This window comes from Vibrio sp. SCSIO 43097 (genome assembly GCF_023650755.1).
Classification (GTDB): domain Bacteria; phylum Pseudomonadota; class Gammaproteobacteria; order Enterobacterales; family Vibrionaceae; genus Vibrio; species Vibrio alginolyticus.
In genome coordinates, this window is the sequence record NZ_CP071840.1 from 3,338,990 (window position 1) to 3,358,296 (window position 19,307).

Sequence of the window (19,307 nt, forward strand, 5' to 3'; positions counted from 1 at the left end):
AATGAGCCACTTCTCCTGACTATTTGAGATAAGGTTAGCGCTGGGTAGGAAAAAGAGACAGGTAATTGAGATATTCATTTTTGAATATCTTAAGAAATAAGTTGTCTATGTAATCACACAACATTGATAAGGTTAAAGCATCTGCTCTCTCATTCAGCTGATGCCATCAGGTGACGTCACTGCGTAAAAATCAGCGGCGTATTGAGGGTTTGTCGCACCACTTTATGTAGGTGTCTGTGCAAAGGATGGTTGCGGTTGGTTTGAAGGAAACCGCCAGAGACCACAAACTGACTGAACTCACGATTAACGGGTGGCATTGCGTAAGAGGCGAGTTCTGGCATCAACAATGCCGAGCTTTGACTGGCATACATAATCGCGTCGGTTTCTTGCAACATTTGGCAAGCCAAACGCAAATTATAGGACTTCAGTAACACTACTGGCTCATAACCCATGCGTCGATACTCGGACTCCACGGTACAAAGCGGTTTATATGACGCGGGCGCAGGCAAAGAGACAAGTGGTAGTTTGGACACCGTGTCCCAATCATTGCTGACTTTCGACAACGTTGGGTGATTTTTGCGCGCCAAAATCACCCGTTTTTCAACGAATAACGGGCGCATGTAAATGTCTTTCGACAGCTCGGTCTCTTGGTCAAGAATGCAGTAATCGTGCTCGCCTTCTAACATTTCATCGTGCGAGTAAGTATTCCAGCTGGAAAAAGCAAAGTGCGCTTTGGGAAAGGCTCGATGACAACCAGTGAGCAGTCGCTGCCCTTGTTCATCCATCAAATAAGGATCAGTTACAATCGCAATCTGCCCTTGGTATTGCAGTGGGTCGAACACTTCAAATTCTTGCACCACTTTTTCCAGTGGCGCAACCATATTGTCGAACTCGGCGGCGAGACGAATCGCCATGGGTGATGGCTCTACCCCATGTGCTTTACGCACAAAAAGCGGGTCATCAAACACTTGTTTCAACTTCATCACGCCGCGGCTGGCGCTCGGTTGAGAAATGCCAAGCTGCATTGCGGCCAGCTTGATGCTGCGGTTTTCCACCACGGCTTTTAATAAACGCATTAAGTTGAGATCCAATGCATCCAGCTGATGTGCCATACCCTAACCTACCAATACCATTGATGAGCGAATACAAAGAGCAGTTAACAATTAGTTAAACACTCTCTCCCGACGTGATCTGATAACCCATATCGAAGACTTTTTCTTCTTGCGTTTCGCCTTTCAGGCGCGCAATTAATAGCTCTGCGCTCTTTACACCAATTTGGAAACGCGGCGTATCAACGCTGGTCAGTTTCGGACTGATGGTTTGACCGATATCCAACGCGTTATAGCCCGCCACTGCCAATTGCTGTGGAACTTGAATGCCACGTTGCTGCGCACTCAGCATGGTGCCAATTGCGATGTCATCGTTGGTACAGAACACCCCATCGAGCGTTGGGTGCGTTTCCAGTGCGCGTTCGAGCAAATCATGTGCTAAAGAAAAACTCGAATGATCACCAGTTAATACATGTTTGGGTTCTAGCCCTGCTTCTGTCATCGCGCGATCGTAACCTTGCATCCGCAATTTGGTTCGCGTATCCAGACGCGCGCCAAAATAGACGATTGTACGCTTCCCCGTATCTAGCATCTGCTTAACCACGGTGTACGACGCATCTTCATGATCGAGTCCAACCGCCATATCAATCGGCTCCGATGGCAGTTCCATGGTTTCGACCACCGGAATGCCCGCATTTTTGATCATCTGTAATGTACGCGGCGTGTGATGGCTTTCAGTTAGAATAAGCCCATCGACTTGATAAGAGAGTAATGACGCGATCTTGCGCTCTTCTTCAAGCTCATCGTAGCTAAAATGCGCTAAAAGCGTCTCATAGCCATTGGCTTTGGTCACCATCTCTATGCCCTGAACAAAGGAAGCAAAAATTTGGTTGGACAAAGACGGCAGTAAAATACCAATGGCTTTACTGGAGGACTTTGACAACATCGCCGGTGCACGGTTTTCGATGTAACCCATCTCTTCAATCGCAGTCGCAATCTTGGCCCGAGTCTTTTCCGCCACCGATTCAGGGTTACGCATGTAGCGTGAAACGGTCATCTTCGTGACGCCAACCTGGTCTGCGACATCCTGCAATGTCGTACGAGTTTTCTTATTCTGTTGAGCCATAAATATGTGATTTATCAGTAATGTTACAAGTAACATTATGACGAATAGACTCTCTGCCGACAAGTTCAGTGAAAATAATTCGCAAAATGAGATGAATATCAGTGGTAGAGCGTATTAGCAAACGCATCACAAAGAAACGCCACTTAAATAGCGATAATATTTGAGACCGCAAAAAAGCCCCGAACTCGGGGCTTTCTTCTATATTTTGACCGCAATATCTGAGTCGTTATTTCACGCACACCACGTTCAACAATGAGGTCCCGGTGAGCTGATTGGGCTCACGATCGGCGAACAAACCTTTCTTATCTTTGCCCCAATACGGCAGTTGCAGTGGCCATTGATTTTTTTCCATCACCCCAGACGCCCTCAGCGCTTTAAACTCTGCAGGGTTAGCTAAGTTCATACCCAGTTGCTGACATACTTTGTGCGAGTTTTCGTAGTTGAGGCGGTTCCACGGCTTACCATGTTCCATGTAAAACTGATTATGGTGATCGAGTAAATATGGGACCACGTACGTTTTGCCCTGCACTGAAGTTCTCAACCGAACTTCAATGTCATCATTTCCAGTGACAATTGGCTTCGCTTTGGTCTTAGCAACAGGCGTAGACGAAGAGCTATCACGCGAACTTTTTGCCTTGGTATCTGGCTTCTCTGCCCGCGCTTTAAAGGCGTCGGTATCAGCTCGCACAGCAGGAACTGGCGCGGGTTTCGAGGTCACCGTCGGTGTTGGCTTAACCGAAGATGCGGCTGATTTCGACGATACAGTAGATTTAGGTGTAGGTGGTGTTACTGGTTGTTTCGTCCCTTTCCCAACCACTCGGATGAACGCCTCTTTGTAATTCGACAAGGTTTTGACTCCTCGTAAGTCATCCCTCGCATCAGACAATGCCTTGTAAGGTCCAATCAAACAGCGATAGCCTTTGGATTCAGGCTTCATCCATACGTCAGTCGTGATTTTACTATAGAGAGGCTTAGCTTTCGCGAGAGACATAGGCTTGGGTAGCAATCCGCATTGAATCCAGTAAAGGTAGTTGCCCCCCTGCGGCACTTTCTTTCCCCATACTCCGTTACCAATTGGGCACGTTTTCTCAAGCATCGGTAATTCTTTCTCGCTGGCTTGAGTGGCTTGGCAAAGGAACTCCTCCGCCGATACTGGGCTAGAAAACTGGGCGCATACTAGCAACAAACCCAAAGCCAGGCTTGCTTGGAAGATACGAGATGGGTGTTGTGCCTTCTTCATTTCCATACACTTCACTCTAAATTAGTGGGTAAGGTCATTATGGCGGCAAAGCGCCAAAAAAATGTGAACAAAGAATAACTAGCAAAAAAAGAGCCGGAATTTGCATCCGGCTCTCAGTTTAGGAAGGAATTAAGTGAATTTACAACGCTTGGTGGGAAAATTCTTATCCTTTGTACAGTTTCGGGTTGAATACATCACGTAGCCAGTCGCCCAACAGGTTGATAACCAAAACCAATGTTACTAGCACGATGCCAGGGAAAGCAGTAATCCACCATGCACCAGAGAAGATGTAGTTAAAGCCGATGCTGATTAGCGCACCCAGTGACGGCTGATCGACTGGCAGACCCAAACCTAGGAATGACAGCGCCGCTTCCGACATGATCGCGTTCGCTACCTGTACCGTCGAGATAACCAAGATTGGCGATAGACAGTTTGGCAGAATGTGACGGAACATGATTCGCGGAGCTTTAAAGCCCATCACACGCGCCGCTTCGACGTATTCTTTCTTCTTCTCTGCCAATACCGAGGCACGAATAGTCCGTGCGTATTGCGGCCATTCAGCCACACCGATGATCACCACCAGCATCACCACCGCGTATTGGCTGTAAAAATCGCTGCCAAAGCTGGCTTTGAAAATGGCCGATACGATGATCGCCACCATCATGGTTGAGAACGATAGTTGAACATCCGCAAAGCGCATCAAGAAGCTATCGATACGACCACCGAAGTAACCCGCCGACAAACCAATGATGATACCCAGAATCAACTGAAGACCGACGGCTAAAAAGCCGATCGTCAAAGACAAACGAGAGCCGTAAAGAATGGTCGATAAAATATCGCGGCCTTGCTCATCAGTACCAAGAACAAAACGCTCATCGCCCTCTTCCATCCAAGACGGTGGTAGCTCTGAATCCATGATGTCGATAGACGTCAGATCGTACGGGTCTGTTGGCGCAAGAATCGGTGCAGCCAATGCCAATACTAAGAACATCATAAAGACGGTAAAACTCGCCATCGCCACTTTGTCGCGTTTGAAGTAATACAGAAAATCTGACTCTTTGAAACGCTGCCACGCTGATGGAGCAGGAGCTGGTGTTAAATTTGATTGGCTCATGATTAAGCTCCTTTTCCAGTTAGGTTCACAGTTGGGTTGATGATGCCGTACAGCAAGTCAACGATGGTATTGGTTACCACGAAGATCAGACCAACAAAGATAACGTAAGCAGTGATCAGCGGTGTATCTACACGGTTGATTGCCTCTAGGAAAAGGAAGCCAGTGCCCGGCCATTGGAACACGGTTTCAGTGAGAATGGTGTAGGCCACCATGGTACCAATCTGCACGCCACCTACCGTCAATACTGGTAGCATGGTGTTCTTAAGTGCATGTTGGTAATAAATCTTTTGTAAGTTCAAACCTTTTGCTTTGGCGAACTTAATGTATTCCGAACTCAGTACTTCCAGCATTTCTGAACGTACCAAACGGATGAACAACGGCAGCATGATAGACGCTAGCGCAATACAAGGTAGGATGAGGTGCTTGATACCATCAATGGTAAAGAAGCCAGATTCCCAACCGAGTACGTTAGCGGTTTCACCTCGCCCATAGGAAGGCAGCCAGCCGAGTTCGATGGAGAAGACGTACATCAGCATGATTGCGGTTAGGAACACCGGAATCGAGATGCCGACACTACTCATCGCCATAACAAATTTGGTAAAGACACTCTTCGGGTGAATCGCGGAATACACCCCGAGTGGTATAGAGAAAACGATAATGATGAGCGTCGCGCCAAACACGAGCTCTAATGTTGCCACCAGCTTATCGAGGATCACCTCAACTGCAGGTCGCTTGAAAAAATATGAGGTACCCAAATCACCTTGCAGTGCATTACCCACAAAGCGCGTGTACTTTGTGATAAAGGGATCGTTCAGGCCCAAGTCGTCGCGTAGCGCTTGACGCTCCGATTCCGAAACCGACTGACCTACAAGCTCACGCAGCGGATCACCCAGGTTGTCCTGAATGGCAAACGCCACCAAACTGATCACAAACATCACTATCAGTGCCTGAAACAGGCGCTTGACCAGAAACGAAAACATTCCTTGCCCCTTAACTATCCATAGATCTCTAAATTAGAGAGAAAATTCAGTCTAAATAACCCACTCAATCCGACTGAAACAAAACTGAGTCGAGTGCTTTAAGTTGAGGAGGGAAATCCATCCCTCCTCAAAGTCGACTAACCGTGATTATTCAACCACTAGGTCACCGAAGTAAGGCATTACCATTGGGTTAACGATGTCTGCCGCTTTCACGTTAGACTTCGCACCCCACGCTTCACTTTGCCAGTGTAGCGGTACGAATGCTGCGTCGTTGTATAGTGTTGCTTCTACACCTTTCAGCATTTCTGCACGTTTCGCAGGATCCGTTTCTACGTTCGCAGCTTCAACCACTTTGTCCATTTCTGGGTTTGAGTAGTAACCACAGTTGTACTGACCACGACCGGTTTCTTCGTTACGAGTCATCGTTAGGAACTCGTTGAAGTTCGCTGAGTCTTCTGTATCTGAGTGCCAACCGATCATCAGCATGTCTGCCGCACACTTGTCGAACTCTGGCCAGTATTGCGCTTTTGGCATGGTCTTCAGATCAACCTTGATACCGATCTTAGACAACATTGCCGCTGCCGCTTGTGCTACTTTCGCATCATTCACGTAACGGTTGTTTGGTGCGATCATCGTTAGCGTCAGGCCATTTTCGTAACCCGCTTCTTTCATCAGTTCTTTCGCTTTCTTCAAGTCGTAGCGAGGAACCAGTTTGTCATCGTGACCCACGTAACCTGCCGGGCTTTGCTGACCAGCAGCCGTTGCGAAGCCTTTCATGATTTTCTTCACGATACCTTCGTTATTGATTGCGTGAACAATCGCTTGGCGAACGCGAACGTCTTTCAATGCTTCGTTGCTGTTTTGGTTTAGTTGGAACGTGATGATACGAGTACCAGGTAGCGTAACTAGGTCGATGCCGTCAGCATCTTCAACGCGTTTGTGGTCGTTTGGCGCTACAGGGTGAATCATGTCAACACCGCCAGAAAGCAGCGCTGCTACACGAGTTGCGTCTTCTTTAATTGGCACAAGCGTTAGCTTATCAACGTTACCTTTCGACTCTTTGTCCCAGTAATCTTTAAAGCGTTCAAATTCCACTTTTACGCCCTGTTCACGTGAAGTCACAATGAATGGACCCGTGCCAGATACGTTAGTCGATGCAAATGAGTTACCGTGCTTCACTAGCTCAGACTTGTCTTTGCCGTCCGCAGTTTTGCCAGTGTAGAACTTGCTGTCCATTGGGAAAATGTACGTTGCGGTTTGCAGCACTAGTGGGTAAGGACCTTTAGTTACAAGATCGAACGTGTTGTCGTCCACTTTGACGATTTTCTCGTACGGGTCGAAGATGTTTTTAAAGTCAGGAGAGCTTTGTAAACGCTGGAACGTCCACACGACGTCGTCAGCAGTTAGAGTATTGCCAGAATGGAATTTCACACCTTCACGCAGTTTGAAACGAACAGTCGTATCGTTAATACGTTCCCAACTTTCCGCTAGGCGAGGCTCGAAATCCATTTTTTGAGTAAAGCGAACCAACGGATCAAATACCATGTGTGACATTTGCAGTGTGCCACCTGATAGCTGCTCATGTGGGTCAAGCGATACTGGGTCAGCTGCATAGCCAACTTTGATATCTGCTGCCATTGCGTTAAAGCTTAGGCCCGCAGCCATTAGCGCCACTGCTAATTTGCTTTTCATGGTTTTCATTTGCATAACTCCTTCATGCGGGGATACGGATCCCTTGTTGTTGTGTTTGCGTCTTTGTTATGACTAAAGGTTAGCCAAGCGAATTGCTTGGTTTATGCCGTTTCGATATCTTCTCGCAAGCCTGTAAACTCCGGCATCAGAGAAATCAATTTTTTGCTGTATTCGTGTTGAGGTGCCGTGAATAACTGTTCTGTTGGTGCCACTTCTAAAAGTGTACCCATTTGCATCACACCTACTCGGTCACACATCTGACGAATAACAGGTAAATCGTGGCTGATAAACAACATAGTCAAGTTCAGCTCACTTTGCAGATCTTTCAGCAAGTTTAGAATTTGTGCCTGTACCGATACGTCCAGTGCTGAGGTCGGTTCATCACAAATCAAAAGTCGAGGACGAGTCGCCAACGCACGCGCAATAGAAATACGCTGACGCTGACCACCGGAGAATTCATGAGGGTACTTAAGCCCAGCCATTCGACCCAAACCAACATGATCCAATAGGTCATTCACGATTTGGCGAGTTTCCGACTCGTTTTTCGTCAATTTATGGAAACGGATTGGCTCAGCAATAATATCGAATACCTTCATACGAGGGTTCATTGAAGTATATGGGTTTTGGAACACCATCTGCATTTGACGACGCATCGGGCGGCGCTCTTTCTCAGAGGTTAAAGCGGTCAGGTCAATGCCCTCGAATTTCACCTGACCAGAGTTAGGTTGGTATAAACCAGCAATCACACGTGCAATGGTCGATTTACCTGAACCAGACTCGCCCACCAAACCAAAGGTTTCGCCTTCGTGCACTTCAAAGCTCACATTATTAGATGCTTGCACGTATTCTCGGCGGCTCTCGAACAAAGAGTCTTTGGTCACAAAGCGAAGATTGACGTTCTTCACGTCCAAAAGCGGGCCAGTGTACTCACGCTCATCTTGGCTTTGTCCTAACCAGTGGTTCTTGATATCGAGTGGCTCCATTTCCGCCGCTTCTTCGATATAGCTTACTAACGGGAAACGATCTAACTTTCTGTCTGAACGTGGTACCGCTGAAATTAGACTGCGAGTGTAAGAGTGATCAGGATCGCCCAATACTTTGGCTGTTGGTCCAAACTCCACCAAGTCACCACGATACATTACCGCCACGCGATCGGTGACGTTGGAGACTACCCCCATATCGTGAGTAACCAACATACAGCCGACATTGTTCTTGATACACAGCTCGCGGATCAAGTTGAGGATTTGGTCTTGGATAGAAACGTCTAACGCCGTAGTTGGTTCGTCCGCAATGATGAGATCAGGCTCACCAGCCAAAGCAATGGCAATGACAACACGCTGACGCATACCACCAGAGAATTGATGCGGGTACTGCTTTAAGCGGTTTTCTGGTTGAGGAATACCAACCTGCTGCATAAGAGAAAGCGCGCGCTGATACGCCTCTTCATCAGAGACCTTCATGTTGGCGTGGATCGTCTCTTTCAGCTGTTGCTCAACAGTAAAAAGTGGATTGAGCGAGGTCATCGGATCTTGGAAAATAAAACCTATTTTCGAGCCGCGAACCTTACGCATCGCTTCTGGTGATAGGCCAGAAATTTTTTCTCCATCCAGGAATACATCACCGCTAGCAACGCGACCTGGAGGGCTAAGCAAATCGATAACAGCGTTACCAACGGTGGATTTACCCGCACCTGATTCGCCAACAACACCCACGATTTCACCACGTTCAATATGAAAAGAAAGTGACTTCACGGCAGCGTGAACGCCGTGTCGGGATGGGTATTCAATACGAAGGTTTTTCACTTCTAATAGTGACATTTCAGACCTCTACTGCCTTGTCTGTGGTATCGAATCATGCCAAAGGCACCATTCATCACCTGAATGAATCCGTTCAAATTCAGAATAATACTCTGAAATCTTAATGCGGAAATAATTTGGCAAAAATCACACAAAAAAGCAACAATTAAAGTATATTCCGCCGAAAAAACATTAAATAAACGCACAATTAGCGAATAAAAATGCATTAACAAGTATTTAACCATTTTCATATCACACTATTTTTGTGCGTCATGCACCAATAAAACTAGAAAAATGCTCTAAAAGTAAACATGAGCTAAACAAGATCATTAACCATATTATTCATGTGCATTTATTAACATTTAACAAACAATATCATATGCAAAAAGTGTTTTTTCAACATAAAAAACTATTAATAAAATAGTCGGCAAATACAAAAAGCCAAACTTAGGAAGAGAAAGGATAGGTCAAAACGTGAACAAAACAGCAAAACCACACAAATCCTGCTCCAACGCAGATTATGCGCCACTTAAGCGGTTTATTGACTAAGCAAAGGAAAGTACCGCTATCCTCATTCGTACGTCATAAGAAAACTCGCCGATTTTAACCCTTTACGACACAATTGAGAGTGGGATAATAGATGAACAGTGTCAAAGCCAAGCCGTAAATAAAAGGAGCCCCTGTGCTTAAAGCGATTTTTTTTGATATGGACGAGACTTTATGTGCAACGTCACAAGCCGATAAAGTTGCAGGACAAGCGTTTACAACTTGGATTCATAAGACCTACCCACAAGTTACCGAACCAAAAGCGTTTTTGCAGCGCTACTTGCAGGGTGTATACAAAAAGCTGAATGCTGAGTTCCCTCACCTTGTGGCTCTGCTACCCGATGAAAATGCCTTCCGTTGTGGCCTGATCCAAAACATCTTGGCGGAGCAAGGCGTCAGCATCACTGCAAAAGAGGCTCAACAAGCTCAAGACTACTTTGACTCTGCACGTATGGGCGCGTTCACCTTCTTCCCTGGTGTAAAAGAAATGCTCAGCGACCTTCGTCAACATTACAAACTCGTCGTGATCACTAACGGTCCGATTTTTTCTCAACACCCTAAATTAAACGCGACACAAATGAGCAACTGGGTGGACCATATTATTGTGGGAGGAGAAGAGCCAGAAGAGAAACCTGCTACAAGTATTTTCCAAAAAGCGCTCGACTTGGTCGAAGTAAAACCAGAAGAGGCTCTACACGTGGGCGACTCTTTACCTGCTGACATTGCTGGCGCTAACAATATGGGCATTTTGAGTGTGTGGGTGAATGCGACAGGCGCAAGCAACTCAACGGATATAACGCCAAGTTTTGAAATCCAAGAAACGGTAGAACTGAAAGAAATCCTTAAAACACTCGCCCAATAAAAGCAGCGGATTAGAAAACTACAAAACCCCAGACACTGCTCTGGGGTTTATTTTGTCAGCTCGAAAAGCATTTGGATCATAGGTGGTCAAAAGCCCCTAGAGCTGTACACTTTTGGGAAAAATTGAAATGGAATGCCGATTCTTTTCAGGAGAGATGCAAAAAAGCCCCAGTCTTTCGACTGAGGCTCTAAATAGCGGTCGGTGAAGAGCCGAATTCTAACTTCAGGCGAACCCCACTTGGGTTCAAATCCATTGATACATTACCGACTAATACAGTCCAAGCAAGATCATAAACTCTAAAACGACGAAAGCCTGCTAAAAAGCAGGCTTTCTAATAGTGGTCGGTGAAGAGGGATTCGAACCCCCGACCCTCTGGTCCCAAACCAGATGCGCTACCAAGCTGCGCTATTCACCGAACTGTATTTGCTGATTTTCTCAAATCAGACAGGACACTTCAACTAAGAAGTCACCTTAATTAATGGGGTGGCTAACGAGATTCGAACTCGCGACCACCGGAATCACAATCCAGGGCTCTACCAACTGAGCTATAGCCACCATCAATTTTTGCTGTTTACCGCTCTATTAGAGCCATAAACTAAATAGTGGTCGGTGAAGAGGGATTCGAACCCCCGACCCTCTGGTCCCAAACCAGATGCGCTACCAAGCTGCGCTATTCACCGACGATGTTTTATCTTGATTGAATCAAGATTGGGAGCAATGCTACCGCATTCAATCTAAAAAAGAAAGAATGGGGTGGCTAACGAGACTTGAACTCGCGACAACCGGAATCACAATCCGGGGCTCTACCAACTGAGCTATAGCCACCACTGATTTTTACCGATGTATCCTCCGAGGCAATGGTACGCCCGAAAGGATTCGAACCTTCGACCTTTGGCTCCGGAGGCCAACGCTCTATCCAACTGAGCTACGGGCGCATGCCCTATCGGCGGAGTGGAATAATACGGATATCACACTATGCCGTCTAGTACTTTTTTTACTTTTTTTATCGTTTGGTCTCTTTTTCGACAGTTATCTTCCGTTAAAGTGGATTTTTGATGTGATTCACGCCCTGTCATGGATAACTTGTTGTTTATTGCAACAAGTTATCGGGATATAATCACCCATTATTTACATTGATTTAACAGCTGCAACCAAGTTGTCTAATCATTCTATGCCATTCAGTGGAATTTAATGATTTCTCTGCTCGGCATTAATACTCTAACTATATAAATAGGTAAGTCACTTACCTCGGGAATGTGAAGTGGGTTTAATGGATATGTCTCGACAAATGATTAGCGTTTTGTTCGCTGCCTTAACGTTTTCTACGGCAGCTTTAGCTTCTGACATCAGCCAAACTGAATACGATGCGATCGCAGAACGCATCCAACCTGTCGGTGATGTTTATCTAGCGGGCTCTGAGCCAGTGAAAGAAGAACCAACCGGTCCACGTGATGGCGCCACAGTTTATGGTACTTTTTGTATTGCTTGTCACGCATCTGGTGTAAACGGCGCACCTAAAACAGGTAATGCCGATGATTGGGCACCGCGTATTGCACAAGGCAAAGATACGTTAGTGAAGCACGCATTAGAAGGCTTCAATGCGATGCCAGCCAAAGGAACCTGTATGGACTGTTCTGACGATGAAATCATCGCAGCAATTGACCACATGATTGAAGGTCTATAAGTAAAGACATCAACGAAAAAGGCTTGCCAGTTGGCAAGCCTTTTTGTTTTTAGTCAGTGAGAACAAGGTTACTTTACTTCTTAAACATTGCTCGAATATTGGCAATGTGTGCTTGACCTTTCGCCATACGCTCTTCTGCTGATACTGGCTTTTTGTTTACTTCCCATTCAACGTCATCAAATGGCAACTCATCCAAAAAGCGGCTTTGAGTCGGTTTGATCAACTCGCCGAACTGCCGACGCTCTTTGCACATAGTGAAAGTCAGTTCACGTTGCGCTCGAGTAATACCAACGTACATCAGGCGACGCTCTTCTTCCACGTTATCTTCATCAATACTGGTTTGGTGCGGTAAAATACCTTCTTCGGACCCAATTAAGTATACATATGGGAACTCAAGGCCTTTTGATGCGTGCAAGGTCATCAGTTGTACTGCATCACTGTCTTCATCTTCTTCACCGCGCTCCATCATGTCACGCAAGGTCAAACGTTGAACGACTTCTTTTAACGTTTTCTCTTCTTGATCGTAGTTGTCACCCTCTAGGTCCGCCACTATCCAGGAATAAAGGTCAGAAACGTTCTTCATTCTCATTTCAGCGGCTTTCGGACTTGCTGAAGTTTCGTATAGCCAATCTTCATAATGGATATCACGAACTAGCGAACGAACCGCTTCGACGGTATCACCACGCTCAGCTTGATCAGCAATCGCCACTAGCCATTGGGTGAAACGACGCAGGTTTTCTAGGCCACGTCCCGTTAGGTGCTGTTCGAGCCCCATTTCAAAGCTCGACTCAAACAGGCTCTTGCCTCGCATATTGGCATAACTGCCTAACTTCTCTAACGTCACTGGGCCAATTTCACGTCGTGGAGTATTCACAATGCGCAAAAATGCATTGTCGTCATCCGGATTAACCAAAACGCGCAAATACGCCATGATGTCTTTAATCTCTGCGCGCGCAAAAAACGAGGTGCCGCCAGAAATTTTATACGGTACGCGGTTTTGCATCAGAGACTTTTCAATCAAACGTGATTGGTGGTTACCACGGTATAGAATCGCATAATCTTTATATTCGGTACGGTTTAGGAACTTATGCGCAATTAGTTCACCCGTTACGCGCTCTGCTTCATGCTCTTCATTTTTAGCCAACAACACTTTGAGTTTTTCACCGTCAGGAATTTCAGAGAACAAGGACTTCTCATAGACGTGAGGGTTGTTAGCTATCAAAATGTTGGCCGCACGCAGGATTCGACTCGTTGAACGGTAGTTTTGCTCTAGCTTAATCAAACGCAAATTTGGATAATCTTCACCCAGCAACACGAGGTTCTGAGGTTTCGCACCACGCCATGAATAAATAGACTGATCGTCATCCCCTACAACCGTCAATCGCCCACGTTCTCCGACAATTAATTTGACCAGCTCATACTGACTCGTGTTGGTATCTTGATACTCGTCAACCAGTAGGTAACGGATACGATTCTGCCAACGCTGACGAACATCTTCATGATTACGTAAGAGTAAAACGGGCATCAAAATTAGGTCATCAAAATCGAGCGCGTTATAGGCTTTCATTTGCTTTTGGTACATATCAAAACAGAACGCAAACAATTGTTGCTGTTCACCTTGCGCACGCGCTTTGGCTTGCTCTGGCGTCAACATGTCGTTTTTCCAGTTGGAAATACAACTCAGAAGCTGACGTAGCAGATCTTTATCACCATCAAGCTGCTTTTCGGTAAGTTCTTTGAGCAGCGCTAGCTGGTCTTGGTCATCAAACAGTGAGAAGCCCGCTTTCAACCCTAAATGCTTGTACTCACGCTTGATGATGTTCAATCCTAAAGTGTGGAATGTTGATACCATCAAACCTTTAGACTCACCTTTCCCTAACGTTTGACCTACACGCTCCTTCATTTCACGTGCTGCTTTGTTGGTAAACGTCACCGCAGCAATATTACGCGCTTTGTAACCACATTGCTGAACCAGATAAGCGATTTTATTGGTAATAACACGAGTTTTGCCCGAGCCAGCACCAGCTAGCACTAGGCATGGACCAGACACGTATTTCACGGCTTCATCTTGACTAGGGTTCAGCTTCATAGAAATTCTCTGCGGGTGATGAATGTGGCGCCTATGATAAAGGGGTGGCCTCGTGAAAGCTATGCTGATTTCTTGTAATTTTCACACCAATTAAGTGCAATATTCTGTTGCATAAATAGCGGGTATTTAAGCTATAATGAATGAACGTTCATTCACTAAAGGGTGACATTATGAAGGATAACCCTGCTGTAGATAAACGAGAACAAATCTTAGTCGCTGCTGAACAACTCATTGCTGAATCTGGCTTTCAAGGGCTTTCCATGCAAAAGCTCGCCAATGAGGCAGGTGTCGCAGCAGGGACGATTTACCGTTATTTCTCAGATAAAGAACATCTTTTAGAGGAACTACGCCTTAACGTTGCTAAGCGTGTTGCTACTGCGGTGCAACTAGGTGTTAGTGAAGAGATGCCTTTAAAACAGCGTTATCGAACCATGTGGCTCAATATTTGGAATCTAGCGAGCTCGAACTTAAGTGCGATCAGCAACCGAGTCCAATATGAGTCTTTACCCTGTTCAAATAGTAGCAAAGCTCGGGAACTTGAGAGACAAATGTTTGCCCAAGTAGATCTTCTTTTTAATCAGGGTAAAGACGAGGGAGTATTCAAGCTTCTCGATAACGAAGTACTTTCTGGATTAAGTTTTGAGGCAAGTGTTGCACTTGCTCGGAAACACGCTTTGGGATTTTATCAACTGGATAAGACGGCATTAGAGGCCGCTATTGAAGCCAGTTGGGATGCAATTATTAAACACTAACTTGGAGTTCTTAATAGAATGAAAAAGTGGATTTTGATGCTATCAATTGTTTTATTACTTTTTGGTAGCGTTGTTACATACAGACTAATTGATATCAAAGACAAAATGGAGCAGTTTGCCAATCGCCCTGAACCAGCATTCCCAGTAACCGTAACTGAAGTGCAAGCGGTGGATTGGGTACCAGTCATCGAGGCAATTGGTTTTATCGAGCCAAATCAAGGCGTGACGGTAGCGAACGAAACGAGCGGTGTTATCGATAAAATCGCATTTGATTCCGGTACTCAAGTCAAAGCAGGTCAGCCACTAGTACTGCTTGACTCTGACGTTGAGAAAGCGAATTTAAAGAGCTCGCAAGCCAAGTTGCCAGCAGCAGAAGCGAAATACAAACGCTACCAAGGGCTATTTAAAAAAGGCTCTATTTCTAAAGAAGCGTATGACGAAGCAGAAGCGAACTACTTCTCCTTAAAAGCGGACATTGAAAGCTTGAAAGCGACCATCGACCGACGCGAAATCAAAGCGCCATTTGATGGTGTAGTAGGTATTCGTAACGTGTACCTCGGTCAGTACCTACAAGCGGGTACCGATATTGTTCGCCTGGAAGACACCAGCGTGATGCGTTTACGCTTTACCGTGCCGCAAACCGATATTTCACGTATCAATATCGACCAAGAAGTGGATATCTTCGTGGATGCCTACCCAGAACAGCCTTTCAAAGGTTCAATTTCTGCGATTGAGCCTGCGGTTAACGTACAAAGTGGTTTGATTCAAGTTCAAGCGGATATCCCTAACAGTGACGGTAAACTGCGTAGTGGTATGTTCGCGCGTGCAAACATCATTCTGCCTAAGTTAGAAAATCAGGTCACTCTACCTCAAACCGCGATCACATTTACGCTATATGGCGACAATGTTTACATCGTAACAGAAGAAGATGGCGAAAAACGCGTTAAGCAGCATGTGGTAAAAGTTGGCGAACGCTCTAAAGATATCGCACACATTCTAGAAGGCGTGAAGCCAGGTGATGTGGTAGTGACATCGGGTCAAGTCCGTTTGAGTAACCATGCGAAAGTAAGCATTGTCGAAAGCGATGCAACTACCCCACCTGCTGAAACACCAATGCTTTAAGTTGGAGGCATCATGCGCTTTACAGATGTTTTTATAAAACGTCCAGTTTTAGCGGTATCGATCAGCTTTTTGATTGCATTGCTTGGTTTGCAAGCGGTGTTCAAAATGCAAGTTCGTGAGTACCCTGAAATGACGAATACGGTGGTCACCGTGACCACCAGTTACTACGGTGCAAGTGCCAACTTGATCCAAGGCTTTATTACTCAGCCATTGGAGCAAGCGGTGGCGCAAGCCGATAATATTGATTACATGACTTCGCAATCGGTACTAGGTAAATCAACCATTACTGTCAACATGAAGTTGAATACTGACCCGAATGCAGCATTGGCTGATATCTTAGCGAAAACGAACTCAGTACGTTCTCAGCTTCCAAAAGAAGCCGAAGATCCAACCGTAACCATGTCGACAGGTTCGACAACGGCGGTACTGTACATCGGCTTTACGAGTGACGAGTTATCTTCAAGCCAGATCACTGACTACCTTGAGCGTGTAATCAACCCGCAGTTGTTCACTGTAAACGGTGTATCCAAAGTTGACCTGTATGGTGGTATGAAGTACGCACTGCGCGTATGGCTAGATCCTGCCAAAATGGGCGCTTTGAAGTTGACCGCTACGGATGTGATGAGCGTTCTTAACGCCAACAACTACCAATCTGCAACCGGTCAAGCGACGGGTGAGTTCGTACTTTATAACGGTAGCGCAGATACTCAGGTATCAAACGTTGCTGAACTTGAAGCATTGGTCGTGAAAACTGGTGAAGGGGATGTCATCCGTCTAGGTGATATCGCTAAAGTAACGCTGGAGAAGAGTCACGACGTTTATCGCGCAAGTGCAAACGGTCAAGAAGCCGTGGTTGCGGCGATCAACGCAGCACCAAGCGCTAACCCAATCAACATTGCAGCAGACGTACTTGAACTGTTGCCTCAGCTTGAGCGCAACCTACCAAGTAACATCAAAATGAACGTGATGTACGACTCAACTATCGCCATCAACGAATCGATTCACGAAGTAGTGAAAACGATTCTTGAAGCAGCGGTCATCGTACTTGTGGTTATCACACTGTTCCTAGGTTCATTCCGCGCGGTAATCATTCCTATCGTGACCATTCCACTTTCATTGATTGGTGTGGCAATGGTGATGCAGGCAATGGGTTTCTCTTGGAACTTGATGACGCTACTGGCGATGGTGCTTGCCATCGGTCTGGTGGTGGATGACGCGATCGTTGTACTAGAAAACGTTGACCGTCACATCAAAGAAGGGGAATCGCCATTCCGAGCTGCAATTATTGGTACGCGTGAAATTGCGGTTCCAGTTATCGCGATGACATTGACGCTAGGTGCAGTGTACGCGCCGATCGCATTGATGGGTGGTATCACCGGTTCATTGTTCAAAGAGTTCGCTTTGACACTGGCAGGTTCAGTATTCGTATCCGGCATCATCGCTTTGACACTATCACCAATGATGTGTTCGAAGATGCTGAAGGCGAACGAGAAGCCAAGCAAGTTTGAGCAAAAAGTTCACCATGTACTTGATGGCATGACTAATCGCTACGCAAGCATGTTAAAAGCAATAATGGCTAGCCGACCAGTGGTGATCGTGTTTGCGATAATTGTATTCGCAAGTTTACCAGTCCTATTCAAGTTTATTCCTAGCGAGCTAGCTCCATCTGAAGATAAAGGTGTTGTAGTACTCATAGGGACCGCACCATCAAATTCGAATTTGGACTACATCCAAAACACCATGGATGATGTGAATAAGATTCTCTCTGATCAACCAGAAGTGGAATACGCTCAGGTATTTAACGGTGTACCGGATTCTAATCAAGCGTTTGGTTTAGCTACACTCAAACCATGGGGCGAACGAGAAGCGAGCCAAGCAGAAATCAAACAGCGTGTTGGTGGGCTTGTTTCGAGCATTCCGGGAATGTCTATTGCTGCCTACGAAATGCCGGAGCTACCAGGTGCTGGTTCAGGCCTTCCTGTACAGTTCGTAATTACAACGCCAAACAACTTTGAAAGTTTGTTTACCGTTGCAAATGACATTCTGTCGGAAGTAGCAAGCAGTCCAATGTTTGTCTATTCCGATCTGGATCTGAAATATGATTCTGCAACGATGAAGATCAAGATCGATAAAGACAAAGCAGGTGCCTACGGTGTGACTATGCAAGACATTGGTATCACCCTCAGCACCATGATGGCAGATGGTTATGTAAACCGTATCGACCTAAATGGCCGCTCTTATGAGGTAATTCCTCAGGTTGAGCGTAAATGGCGTCTAAACCCAGAATCGATGAAGAACTACTATGTACGCTCTGTGGATGGTAAAGCGGTTCCATTAGGTAGTCTGATTACCATTGATGTGGTGGCTGAGCCTCGCTCTTTGCCACACTTCAACCAGCTAAACTCAGCAACTGTGGGTGCTGTTACAGGCCCTGGTGTTTCGATGGGGGATGCAGTTAATTGGTTTGAAAATATTGCACAAACCAAACTGCCTGCAGGGTATAACCATGATTACATGGGCGAATCTCGTCAGTTTGTAACGGAAGGTAGTGCCTTGTATGCAACCTTCGGTCTTGCACTTGCGATCATCTTCCTCGTTCTGGCGATTCAATTTGAATCACTCCGCGATCCTATTGTCATCATGGTATCTGTACCTCTGGCAATATGTGGTGCCTTGATCGCATTGGCCTGGGGTACGGCCTCGATGAACATATACTCGCAGGTTGGTTTGATCACGCTGGTCGGCCTAATAACCAAGCACGGTATCTTGATCTGTGAAGTCGCCAAGGAAGAGCAGTTACATAATAAACTGTCTCGTATTGATGCGGTGATGGAAGCTGCGAAAGTGCGTCTTCGCCCTATCCTAATGACCACTGCAGCGATGATCGCAGGTCTGATCCCACTGATGTACGCAACAGGTGCAGGTGCCGCGCAACGTTTCAGTATCGGTATCGTCATCGTTGCTGGCCTTGCAATCGGTACACTGTTCACACTATTCGTGCTACCTGTGATTTACAGCTACCTAGCTGAAAAACACAAACCTCTGCCAGTATTTGTTGAAGACAAAGACTTGGAGAAGTTAGCGCGAGTTGACGAAGCGAAAGCAGCTCATCGTGAATTAGCGGATAACAGATAAGCTATTAAGGCATTCAAAAAGGTCACTTCGGTGGCCTTTTTTATTGCCGCTCTCTTTTTTGCCATCTAAATGGCGACTTTCACGTATCATTTACTTAAAATGAGGACAAATCAAAAGGAG

At 46.0% G+C, this 19,307-nt stretch carries 13 protein-coding genes and 5 tRNA genes; 5 read left to right on the forward strand and 13 right to left on the reverse strand.

The features are described from left to right. Positions 1 to 176: 176 nt before the first annotated feature. The 7 genes from J4N40_RS16065 to J4N40_RS16095 all read right to left on the reverse strand — a co-directional run bounded on the left by J4N40_RS16065 (position 177) and on the right by J4N40_RS16095 (position 9,018). A complete protein-coding gene (locus J4N40_RS16065) occupies positions 177 to 1,112 on the reverse strand; it encodes a LysR family transcriptional regulator (RefSeq protein ID WP_005379132.1) in 936 nt (311 codons plus the stop codon). Positions 1,113 to 1,167: 55 nt separating this feature from the next. Beyond that, positions 1,168 to 2,175, reverse strand: a complete 1,008-nt coding sequence (locus J4N40_RS16070) for a substrate-binding domain-containing protein (RefSeq protein WP_017636149.1) — start codon at positions 2,173 to 2,175, stop codon at positions 1,168 to 1,170. Between the two features lie 226 nt (positions 2,176 to 2,401). Then, the gene (locus tag J4N40_RS16075) at positions 2,402 to 3,421 is read right to left on the reverse strand and encodes an SPOR domain-containing protein (protein ID WP_250654318.1); all 1,020 of its coding nucleotides are present in this window, start codon (positions 3,419 to 3,421) and stop codon (positions 2,402 to 2,404) included. A gap of 157 nt (positions 3,422 to 3,578) precedes the next feature. Beyond that, entirely contained in the window at positions 3,579 to 4,529 is a 951-nt protein-coding gene (locus tag J4N40_RS16080) for an ABC transporter permease (protein WP_054730225.1), read from the reverse strand. Positions 4,530 to 4,531: 2 nt separating this feature from the next. Then, positions 4,532 to 5,509 (reverse strand): ABC transporter permease, encoded by a 978-nt coding sequence (locus J4N40_RS16085; protein WP_005379110.1) that lies wholly within the window; start codon positions 5,507 to 5,509, stop codon positions 4,532 to 4,534. A 147-nt stretch (positions 5,510 to 5,656) separates the two neighbouring features. Then, on the reverse strand, positions 5,657 to 7,210 hold the full coding sequence (locus tag J4N40_RS16090; protein ID WP_005379109.1) for an ABC transporter substrate-binding protein: 1,554 nt from the start codon (positions 7,208 to 7,210) through the stop codon (positions 5,657 to 5,659). A gap of 92 nt (positions 7,211 to 7,302) precedes the next feature. After that, the gene (locus J4N40_RS16095) at positions 7,303 to 9,018 is read right to left on the reverse strand and encodes a dipeptide ABC transporter ATP-binding protein (protein WP_250654319.1); all 1,716 of its coding nucleotides are present in this window, start codon (positions 9,016 to 9,018) and stop codon (positions 7,303 to 7,305) included. Positions 9,019 to 9,679: 661 nt separating this feature from the next. Here J4N40_RS16095 and J4N40_RS16100 point away from each other — a divergent pair. Beyond that, positions 9,680 to 10,405 (forward strand): HAD family hydrolase, encoded by a 726-nt coding sequence (locus J4N40_RS16100; RefSeq protein WP_005379107.1) that lies wholly within the window; start codon positions 9,680 to 9,682, stop codon positions 10,403 to 10,405. Positions 10,406 to 10,743: 338 nt separating this feature from the next. On the opposite strand, the gene J4N40_RS16105 is transcribed toward J4N40_RS16100, so the two are convergent. The 5 genes from J4N40_RS16105 to J4N40_RS16125 all read right to left on the reverse strand — a co-directional run bounded on the left by J4N40_RS16105 (position 10,744) and on the right by J4N40_RS16125 (position 11,340). Continuing rightward, positions 10,744 to 10,820 (reverse strand) — tRNA-Pro (locus tag J4N40_RS16105). A 64-nt stretch (positions 10,821 to 10,884) separates the two neighbouring features. Further along, positions 10,885 to 10,960 (reverse strand) — tRNA-His (locus J4N40_RS16110). Positions 10,961 to 11,008: 48 nt separating this feature from the next. After that, positions 11,009 to 11,085 (reverse strand) — tRNA-Pro (locus J4N40_RS16115). Positions 11,086 to 11,154: 69 nt separating this feature from the next. Next, positions 11,155 to 11,230 (reverse strand) — tRNA-His (locus J4N40_RS16120). 33 nt (positions 11,231 to 11,263) lie between these two features. Next, positions 11,264 to 11,340 (reverse strand) — tRNA-Arg (locus J4N40_RS16125). 335 nt (positions 11,341 to 11,675) lie between these two features. Here J4N40_RS16125 and J4N40_RS16130 point away from each other — a divergent pair. Beyond that, entirely contained in the window at positions 11,676 to 12,089 is a 414-nt protein-coding gene (locus J4N40_RS16130) for a c-type cytochrome (protein WP_005384252.1), read from the forward strand. A 73-nt stretch (positions 12,090 to 12,162) separates the two neighbouring features. On the opposite strand, the gene rep is transcribed toward J4N40_RS16130, so the two are convergent. Continuing rightward, on the reverse strand, positions 12,163 to 14,178 hold the full coding sequence (rep, locus tag J4N40_RS16135; protein WP_005379104.1) for a DNA helicase Rep: 2,016 nt from the start codon (positions 14,176 to 14,178) through the stop codon (positions 12,163 to 12,165). A gap of 170 nt (positions 14,179 to 14,348) precedes the next feature. Here rep and J4N40_RS16140 point away from each other — a divergent pair, with 170 nt between their 5' ends. From J4N40_RS16140 to vmeD, 3 genes are read left to right on the forward strand one after another with little or no spacing between them, the layout of a single operon-like run. Further along, positions 14,349 to 14,930, forward strand: coding sequence for a TetR/AcrR family transcriptional regulator (locus tag J4N40_RS16140; protein ID WP_005384254.1), 582 nt, complete (start codon positions 14,349 to 14,351; stop codon positions 14,928 to 14,930). An 18-nt stretch (positions 14,931 to 14,948) separates the two neighbouring features. Continuing rightward, entirely contained in the window at positions 14,949 to 16,052 is a 1,104-nt protein-coding gene (locus J4N40_RS16145) for an efflux RND transporter periplasmic adaptor subunit (protein WP_042523871.1), read from the forward strand. A 12-nt stretch (positions 16,053 to 16,064) separates the two neighbouring features. Further along, on the forward strand, positions 16,065 to 19,187 hold the full coding sequence (gene vmeD / locus J4N40_RS16150; RefSeq protein ID WP_033907400.1) for a multidrug efflux RND transporter permease subunit VmeD: 3,123 nt from the start codon (positions 16,065 to 16,067) through the stop codon (positions 19,185 to 19,187). The last annotated feature ends 120 nt before the right edge of the window (positions 19,188 to 19,307 follow it).

Coding starts and splice junctions, on each gene's coding strand:
- rep (WP_005379104.1), bottom strand. CDS start 14,178: ATGAAGCTGAACCCTAGTCAAGATGAAGCCGTGAAATACGTGTCTGGT.
- J4N40_RS16065 (WP_005379132.1), bottom strand. CDS start 1,112: ATGGCACATCAGCTGGATGCATTGGATCTCAACTTAATGCGTTTATTA.
- J4N40_RS16085 (WP_005379110.1), bottom strand. CDS start 5,509: ATGTTTTCGTTTCTGGTCAAGCGCCTGTTTCAGGCACTGATAGTGATG.
- J4N40_RS16070 (WP_017636149.1), bottom strand. CDS start 2,175: ATGGCTCAACAGAATAAGAAAACTCGTACGACATTGCAGGATGTCGCA.
- J4N40_RS16090 (WP_005379109.1), bottom strand. CDS start 7,210: ATGAAAACCATGAAAAGCAAATTAGCAGTGGCGCTAATGGCTGCGGGC.
- J4N40_RS16140 (WP_005384254.1), top strand. CDS start 14,349: ATGAAGGATAACCCTGCTGTAGATAAACGAGAACAAATCTTAGTCGCT.
- J4N40_RS16080 (WP_054730225.1), bottom strand. CDS start 4,529: ATGAGCCAATCAAATTTAACACCAGCTCCTGCTCCATCAGCGTGGCAG.
- J4N40_RS16075 (WP_250654318.1), bottom strand. CDS start 3,421: ATGGAAATGAAGAAGGCACAACACCCATCTCGTATCTTCCAAGCAAGC.
- J4N40_RS16130 (WP_005384252.1), top strand. CDS start 11,676: ATGGATATGTCTCGACAAATGATTAGCGTTTTGTTCGCTGCCTTAACG.
- J4N40_RS16145 (WP_042523871.1), top strand. CDS start 14,949: ATGAAAAAGTGGATTTTGATGCTATCAATTGTTTTATTACTTTTTGGT.
- vmeD (WP_033907400.1), top strand. CDS start 16,065: ATGCGCTTTACAGATGTTTTTATAAAACGTCCAGTTTTAGCGGTATCG.
- J4N40_RS16095 (WP_250654319.1), bottom strand. CDS start 9,018: ATGTCACTATTAGAAGTGAAAAACCTTCGTATTGAATACCCATCCCGA.